Below are 8,171 nucleotides of genomic sequence, written 5' to 3'. Positions count from 1 at the left end.
GTCTATGTGCAATCGCCGCAGGGCAACTGGCTCGAATCGTTCGGCACGGCCGTGCGAGGCACGAACACGCCGATCCCGACGAATGCGCACTTTCGCGTCGGCAGCGTGACGAAGACGTGGACCGGCAAGGACCAACACCCGAAAAGCAATGGGACCGTTGGGCAAGGCGCTGATGCACTTCGTCATGCCTGTCGCGCTGAAGACGGTTTTCAATCCGGCGAAGCGGCTGGCTACCGATCACGGTTACCGGATCGACTGGGATGCCGGCGCACTTCCCGCGTCTCGTTGATCGCTGGAGCGGGATCGTCCCAAGGTTGTGGATCGCGATCAAACTGTGGAAAAACTGCCCTGTCGCGATCTGGAAACCGGGCGTCGAATTGAATCGGGTCGAGGTGACGAACGTCTGCGTGTGACGTTGCGCTTACGTTCCCGATACCCGATCACGAATCAGGCACGCGAACGATCCGCGGGCTTGGAGGACAGACTTCTCAGCATGTCTGCAAACATGCTTGCCGCGCGGGTTCGCCCTGTCCTGTTCGACCAAAGCAAGCCCAGATCACGTGACAGTTCGGGGCCCGTCACGCGCAACAGATGGACGTGTTCGAATCGAGCACCGGCGCTTTCGGGAACGATGGTGGCAAGCTGCCCTTCCGCCGCGACGGCGAGAAGCGACTCGGCGGTATCCATTTCTACGGCTACCACCAGATGCGCACCGACGTTCCGGAACGTCTCCTCGATCAGGATGCGCGTCGAAAATCTCGACGTGAGCAATGCCAGTGGGATCGAGTCGAGCGCTTTCCACTGGATCCGGCGCTTCTTCGCGAGCGGATGATTTCGGCCGACCGCGAGCACGAGTCGCTCCGTGAACAGATACTCCGATTCGACATCGTCCCGCGACGCGGGATGAAATGCGATGCCGAGATCAAGCGCGCCCAATGCCAGACTTTCTTCAAGCTCCGCAGCCAGAAGATCCCGAACCGAGATCCGCACTTTCGGATACCGCTGATTGAAGGTCGCAACGGCATCCGGCAAGAATGCAAGCGGAAACACAGGGATCGCACCGACGGTGAAAGTACCCGCCTCAAGTGCGTTGAGCTCCTGTACGGCCCGTTTGGCGTGCATCGTTTCGTTGCATGCACGCGCCGCGTAATCGCGAAAAATGCGACCTGCCTGTGTGAGCCGAATGCCGCGCCCGACCCTGTCGAACAGTGCGGCGCCCAGTTCCTCTTCGAGCTGATGCAGCGCGTGTGACAGCGTGGATTGCGCGACGCACATCGTTTCGGCGGCTCGTGACAGGTTGTTCAGTTCAGCGATGGCCAGAAAATAGCGAAGGTGTCGCAGTTCCATAGGTGCCTGCCGTGGAGTTTTTTCACGATGCCGCGCACGCCCGAGAGAGCGTGCAATTCGATTGAGCCAGCGTAGCAAGATCGATCGATAGTGTCGAACGAATCGATCCAATTAATTCATTTTTTAGATCGTCGACGCTCACCTATCATCCGTCTTGTTGTCGGTAGTGGGCGCATGCGGCACGAGCGCGACCTGGCTGACAGCGCCCGAACCCGTGAGATTCAATCCGGAACATGAAATGAGCGACGCAATTTTACGACACCCGACTCCCCTGTCCCGCGAGGAATCCTGGGCTCGCGAATTCTCCGAAGCGATCGAAGTGCCCGCAGGGGCGAAAACCATAACGTTGAGCGGTGTAGGCGCGTTGCCGTCCAATCGGGATGCCGGGTCGCGCACGGTCGAGTATTTCGGCGACATGCAGACGCAAACACGAAGCGTCCTGGACCAGATTCAGCAGATCCTGGAAGCCAGGGGATATGCACTTGGCGATGTCGTTGCTGTACAGGCCCTGTTCGTCGCGGATCCGGCGAATGACGGCATGCCGGACTTCGACGGCTTTTCAACGGTCTATCGCAACTACTTCGGGTCAAAAGCACAACCGAATTTGCCTGCTCGCACTCGCGCACAAGTTGTGCGGTTGGTCGAGCCGGGCTGGCTGGTCGAAGTGACCGTCACGGCAGCGAAGGTCGTCAACACCTGATACACACCCGATGTGTCGGAAACCCGCTCGACAATTGTGAAGGCGCGGCGCTTCAGGGCGGCATGCGCCGAAGCGCGAACGTGAAGCGTGCTCACGGGTGCCGGGGATGTGCCGCGCCGCGGCCTGCCGATCAGTTCAATTCCCGGTCGTCGTCGGGATTCCAATTGACGTCAACGACTCGTGCGGATGAACTGGCGGGACCGAAGATCGCGAAACTGACGGCAGCCAGCAACCATGCCGCCAGGCCGCCGTAAAGCATGACCGAGCCGAACCCATGAACGAGCGCGTCGTGGGTAATGCGCCCGGACGGATCGAGCGTCGGCAACACAGGGGCGAATTGCGCGAGGTGGGCAAGATTGCCGGTGGCAATGACCTCGGTCAGCGCGCGTAATTGCGGGCCATCTAGAGCGTCCGGCCAGGCGCCTTTCAGATACGCGAAGATGCTTTGAGACAAGATCGATCCCATCAATGCAATGTTGATCGCGAACGTGATCAGCCGCGCGCTCATGTCGATACCGGCGGCCATGCCTGCGCGGTCGCTCGATATCGAGCCCGTGACCGTATTGGTGACGGTCGTGTTGGTGAAACCGAGTCCGCACCCCGCTACCAGGCAACCGGGAATCGCGGTGAGCCAGCCGGCATTGGCCACGCCGCTTCCGATCCGGATCAGGAAAAGGCCCAGGCCAATGGTGAACAAGCCAGCGGGAATGATCAGGCGCGGGTTGTACCGAAGCATCAGTCGTTCCGCGAGCGGCGGCATCACCAGCGTAGGAAGCGTATAGGCCAGCAGGCATGCGCCGGCGACGACGGGCGTGTAGCCCAGTGCACCCTGAAAGTAGATCGGCAGATAGATATTGAGCGGCCAGAAGCTGACATTCATCGCGACGGAGCCGACGAGCGCGCCGGAAAGCGGACGTATCCTGAATACGGAAAAATCGAACATCGGTTGGGGATGCCTGAATTCGATCACGATGAATGCAACGAGGCTGATCGTTGCCGCCAGCAAGACACCCATGCTGCCGGTGAAGCCGGCAGACGATCCTTGTGTAATGAAAAAGGTCGCGCCAAGTACCGCGAGCACCAGCGTGAACAGCCCCGCGAGATCCAGCTTCGTTTCGTGGCGATTCCTCGATTCTTCAACGTGGTTGAAAACGAGCACGCCGGTCAGCCCGGCGAGCAGCACGTGTATCAGGAAGATCCAGCGCCAGTTCGAGAGCGCCACGATCAGGCCGCCGACAAGCGGCCCCAGGCCGAGGCCGATGCCGAAGACCAGCCCCCAGATGGCAAACGCCCGGCTACGCGCCCTTCCCGTCTGGAATTGATGCGACAGCACCGCTATCTGGGAAATGATCATCGCACCGCCGCCGAGGCCCTGGAGGAATCGGCTGACGATCAGGAAGGACATGCTTTGCGCGAGACCGCACATCAGGGACGTCACTGCAAACCAGGCAAGACTCAGGACGAACATGCGCTTTCGCCCGTAACGATCCGCCAGTGTGCCCGTGACCATCAGGACGGTCGTGCAGGCGATGGTGTAGGCATTCATGACCCACTGCATGGACTTGAAATCGCCGTGCAGGACGGTTTGCAGCGTGGGGAGGATGACCGGCACACTGGATATTTCCAGGTGAAACATGACGCCGGCCAGACTGACCGCAGTCAATACGACGGCATGCTTGCGGGTATCGGAGATGAACATGGCTCGCTCGATTCGGATGGATATGAAGGGGCGAACAGCAGGGAAACGACTCAAGTTCGCCAGGCCATCCTACAAGCCGGTTTATCGTGGATAAACGGGATGCGATTCCATTCAGAATGAACCTGCCTGTCCGGAATAATTCACACGCCGATGATGAATAACCTGAACTGGGTGCAATCGTTCGTGCGGGTCGCCGATACCCGCAGCTTTGTCGCCGCGTCCCGGCATTTGGGCGTATCGGCTTCTGCGGTCGGCAAGAATGTGGCACGGCTGGAAGCGCACCTCGGCGTCAGGCTGTTTCACCGCAGTACGCGCAGCGTGGCGCTCACCCCCGAGGGCGTCATTTTCCTGGATCGGTGCCGCCGCATACTGGGCGAGCTGGATCTTGCGGAAGTCGAGCTTCAGCAGCGCGCCGGCGCACCCCGCGGCAAGTTGCGGATCAGCCTGCCGCTCACCAGCGTGGTGACGCCACAGCTCCTGTCCAGGTTTCATCGACGTTACCCGGAGATCGAGCTGGAGGTGGATTACTCCGATCGGCTGGTCGATGTGATCGACGAAGGTTTTGATGTCGTCGTTCGTTCAGGACAGCCGCGGGATTCGCGCTTGATCACACGCGTGCTGGGATCCTGCCGCCGTATCATCGTCGGGTCGCCGGACTATTTCGAACGGTACGGCATACCGGAACGACCACGGGATCTCGAGCATCATGCGGTGCTGCTGTATCGATATCCGAGTACCGGGAAAATCCAGCCCTGGCCGTTCCCGGATGGAACGCCGATGGCCGAGATCAAGCTCAAAGCGGCCGCCGTCTCGAACATGAGCCCGTCGCTTCTCGCGCTGGCGTGTGACGGCGCCGGCATCGCCTGCCTGCTGGACCATGAAGTCGAAGACAAACTCCGGGACGGATTCTTGCGCCCCGTCCTCGAAGGGGACGCCGCGCCTTCCGTGACCTACCGGATTCTTTGGCCGCCGAGCAGGCAGCGCTCGCCGAAGGTAAGAGCGTTCGTCGACTGCATCACGGAAGAGGCAGCGTTACACTAGCGGCTACTTTCTCGTCGCTTTCCGGTACGGATACATCACGGAAGGCACGCGGGCGAGCGCTCCCTGCGACGAACCTTCGCCGGCACCGTCCGTGTCTTCCCGAAAAGTTCTATCGTTCCAGTCGACCCATTCTGGATTGACGTTCCGCTGGATATTGAAAAAGAACGGAACGCGCGGAGGCCGGCGGACCAGCGCGTCCCCGATGCGAGTATCGAAAGCGTGGCATCCCTCTTTGCGCCGCCGACCGTTGCGGAAGGGTTTGCGTCGGTTACCCGGATCCAGGGCGACAGAATCGTCACGAACGCTGTTTCCGGCTCCGGTGACCGCCTGAACCCAAGCGACCGCGGCGCGACCGAACGCATCGCGCGAGGTCCGCAATCCATTCACCTGCCCCCGTCGTACCCCTATCCGGCAACTACCACGACTGCCGGCACCGCCCCGGCCCGTGCCCTCGTCTGCTTGACGGCATCACCGGCGCGTCGTCCGAGGCCGCCCAGCATCGTCACCGCTTCGCGGCGGCACCGGGGCCGAACGGCGGACGGGCGAGCCAGACCACCGCGATCACCGCGAGATACACGCAGCCGAGCGCGAACGAAACGTCGTTGAACGAGATCTGGTACGCCTGTGCGTCGACCAGGTTGCCCAGCAGCGTGGCCGCGCGTTGCGGATCGCCACCGCCGAGCCGCGCGACTTCGGCCCGCACGGCCGGATCGAACCCGCTCACGTGCTCGCTGAGCTGCGCGTGATGCAGAATCGCGCGCCGGTCCCACAGGAACGACGTGATCGACACCGCGAAGCTCGCGCCGAGCGTGCGCAGGAACGTCGACAGGCCGGAGCCGGCGGCGATCTCGTCCGGCTTCAGGTCGGACAGCAGGATGCTGTTGATCGGCATGATGAACAGCGCGAGGCCGAGGCCCTGCAGCAGCTGGATCAGGGCGATGTGCGTGAAGTCGATGTCGGGCACGAAGCCCGCGCGCAGGAACGATGACGTGCCGAGGATCGCGAACGCGCAGCACACGAGCATCCGCATGTTGAAGCGCGGCGCGTACTTGCCCATGAACGGCGTCATCAGCACCGGGATCACGCCCATCGGCGCGACGGCGAGCCCTGCCCAGAACGCCGTGTAGCCGAGCGTGCGCTGCAGCCACTGCGGCACGATCACGTTGACCGCGAAGAACGCCGAATACGCGAGCACGAGCGTCAGCGTGCCGGCCGCGAAGTTGCGATGCGCGAAGAGCCGCAGGTTCACGATCGGATTCGGCTCGTTGAGCTCCCAGATCAGGAACAGCGCGATGCCGAACGCGGCGACCACCGACATCACGACGATGAACGTCGAGTTGAACCAGTCGGCTTCATTGCCTTTGTCGAGCACGATCTGCAGCGCGCCGACGCCGACGATCAACGCGGCGAGGCCGATATGGTCGACGCGCGCGGCAACCGTCGTCTCGACGCGCGCACGCATCTGCGCGAACACGCACATCGCGGCGAACACGCCGATCGGCAGGTTGATCAGGAACGCCCAGCGCCACGAGTAATGCTCGGTGACCCAGCCGCCGAACACGGGCCCCGCGATCGGCGCGACAACGGTGACCATCGCGATCATCGACAGCGCGAAGCCGCGACGCTGCGGCGGGTAGATCGACAGCATCAGCGCCTGCATGGTCGGGATCATCGGCCCGGCCACCAGGCCCTGCAGCGCGCGGAACGCAATGAGCTGCGGCAGGTTCTGCGCGAAGCCGCACAGCAGCGACGCGAACGTGAACGCGAACGTCGCCAACACGAACAGCCGCACCTGCCCGACGCGCTTGACGAGAAACCCGGTCAGCGGCAGCGCGATCGCGTTGCTGACCGAGAACGTCGTGACGACCCACGCGCTCTGCGTCGTGCTCACGCCGAAGTTGCCGGCGATCGTCGGCAGCGACACGTTCGCGACGGTGCCGTCCAGCACCTGCATGAAGACCGCGAGCGCGAGGCCGAAGGTCGTCAGCCCGACGCTCGACGGACGAAAGCCGCTGTCGGCGGCCGCCATCGGGCCGCTCATCGCACGGCCTCCGTACGCACGGCCGCCGGCAGGTTCGCATGGATGACATCGGCGATCAGGCTGTCGGCCCGCGCGAGCTCGTCGCGGTACACGTCGGTGTGGAATACCGGCGCGCGCTGCTCGCGCTGCGACAGCATCGCCCCGCTGCGGTCGTGCTGGTCGACGCGCGCGTGCATCGACAGGCCGATGCGCAGCGGATGCGCGTCGAGCTGCGCCGGGTCGGTCAGTTCGATGCGGACCGGCAGCCGCTGTACGATCTTGATCCAGTTGCCGGTCGCGTTCTGCGCGGGCAGCAGCGAGAACGCGCTGCCGGTGCCGACGCCCAGGCTCTGCACGCGGCCGGTGTAGCGCACCGCGTCGCCGTACAGGTCGGCGGTCAGTTCGACCGGTTGCCCGATGCGCATGTGCTCGAGCTGCTTTTCGGTGAAGTTCGCGTCGACCCACAGCTCGCGCAGCGGCACGACCGCAAGCAGCGGCACGCCGGGCGACACGCGTTGCCCGACCTGCACCGTACGCTTCGCGACATAGCCGGTGACGGGCGTGACAACCTGAGTGCGGGCATGCGCGAGGTAGGCGGCCCGCAGACGTTCGGCCGCGGCCTGCACGTCCGGGTGTGACGCGACCGCGGTGTCGTCGATCAGCGCCTTGCTCATCTGGTGCTGCTCGCTCAACGTTGCCAGCGCGCTCTGCGCGGCGGCGTATGCGCTTTGCGCGGACGCCAGCGTGTCGCGTGCATGTGCGAGCTCCTCGCGCGAAATCGCGCCGGAGCGGCCGAGATCCTCGCGGCGGCTGTAGTCGGCCTTCGCCTTGTCGAGCGCGGTGCGGCGCGTATCGAGTTCGGCGCGTGCGCCGTCGATGCTGTTCGCCAGCCCGCGTTCGTTGCTGTACAGGCCGCGCACCTTGCGCACCGTTGCCGCGAGATCGGCCTGCGCGGTTGCGAGCGCGATCTGCGCGTCGCTCGGGTCGAGACGGACGAGCGGCGTGCCGGCGCGTACGAGGTTGCCGTCGTCCGCGTCGATCGACACGACGGTGCCCGTCACCTGCGGCGTCAGCTCGACGACGTTGCCTTGCGCGTACGCGTTGTCGGTGGATTCGTACCAGCGTCCGACGATCACGTACCAGATGCCCCAGCCGACGATGCCGAGTGCGAAGACCGCGACGAGCGCGCGCACCAGGTGCTTGCGTCGAGCGGGCGGTGGCGGCGGTGTCGTGGGTGTGCCGGCAAAGTCGGAGAATCGGACGATCACCGGGACGGCGGCCTGGAAGTGCGGCGCCTTGCTGATGCCGGGCGCCGCGGCACTCGGCGTAAACGACCCTTCGAGCACGATGCCCTTGGCATGCAC

The 8,171-nt window shown here is 63.7% G+C and carries 7 protein-coding genes; 3 read left to right on the top strand and 4 right to left on the bottom strand.

All coding sequences use genetic code 11. The features are described from left to right. The first annotated feature begins 148 nt into the window (after window positions 1-148). Entirely contained in the window at window positions 149-289 is a 141-nt protein-coding gene (locus G3O00_RS37390) for a hypothetical protein (protein ID WP_206146019.1), read from the top strand. Between the two features lie 158 nt (window positions 290-447). Here G3O00_RS37390 and G3O00_RS37385 read toward each other — a convergent pair whose 3' ends face one another. After that, complete coding sequence (locus tag G3O00_RS37385) at window positions 448-1,347, bottom strand: LysR substrate-binding domain-containing protein (RefSeq protein WP_206146018.1); 900 nt, start codon at window positions 1,345-1,347, stop codon at window positions 448-450. Window positions 1,348-1,585: 238 nt separating this feature from the next. Between G3O00_RS37385 and G3O00_RS37380 the strand changes: the two genes are divergently transcribed. Next, window positions 1,586-2,047: a RidA family protein gene (locus tag G3O00_RS37380; RefSeq protein WP_122945425.1), complete on the top strand. Its 462-nt coding sequence runs from the start codon at window positions 1,586-1,588 to the stop codon at window positions 2,045-2,047. A gap of 130 nt (window positions 2,048-2,177) precedes the next feature. Here the strand turns inward: G3O00_RS37380 and G3O00_RS37375 are convergent, their stop codons facing one another. Then, the gene (locus G3O00_RS37375) at window positions 2,178-3,746 is read right to left on the bottom strand and encodes an MFS transporter (RefSeq protein ID WP_174936690.1); all 1,569 of its coding nucleotides are present in this window, start codon (window positions 3,744-3,746) and stop codon (window positions 2,178-2,180) included. A 153-nt stretch (window positions 3,747-3,899) separates the two neighbouring features. Between G3O00_RS37375 and G3O00_RS37370 the strand changes: the two genes are divergently transcribed. Then, entirely contained in the window at window positions 3,900-4,787 is an 888-nt protein-coding gene (locus tag G3O00_RS37370; RefSeq protein WP_174936687.1) for a LysR substrate-binding domain-containing protein, read from the top strand. A 502-nt stretch (window positions 4,788-5,289) separates the two neighbouring features. Here G3O00_RS37370 and G3O00_RS37365 read toward each other — a convergent pair. Both G3O00_RS37365 and G3O00_RS37360 read right to left on the bottom strand, forming a co-directional pair. Further along, window positions 5,290-6,828, bottom strand: a complete 1,539-nt coding sequence (locus G3O00_RS37365) for a DHA2 family efflux MFS transporter permease subunit (protein ID WP_206146017.1) — start codon at window positions 6,826-6,828, stop codon at window positions 5,290-5,292. After that, window positions 6,825-8,072: an HlyD family efflux transporter periplasmic adaptor subunit gene (locus G3O00_RS37360; protein ID WP_346779016.1), complete on the bottom strand. Its 1,248-nt coding sequence runs from the start codon at window positions 8,070-8,072 to the stop codon at window positions 6,825-6,827. Before G3O00_RS37360 ends, G3O00_RS37365 begins: the two co-directional genes overlap by 4 nt. Window positions 8,073-8,171 lie beyond the last annotated feature (99 nt).

Origin of the sequence: Burkholderia sp. Ac-20384 (genome assembly GCF_017104605.1) — a bacterium.
In the GTDB taxonomy this organism is placed as follows: Bacteria; Pseudomonadota; Gammaproteobacteria; order Burkholderiales; family Burkholderiaceae; genus Burkholderia; species Burkholderia lata.
This window is presented reverse-complemented; position numbering and strand designations above follow the sequence as displayed.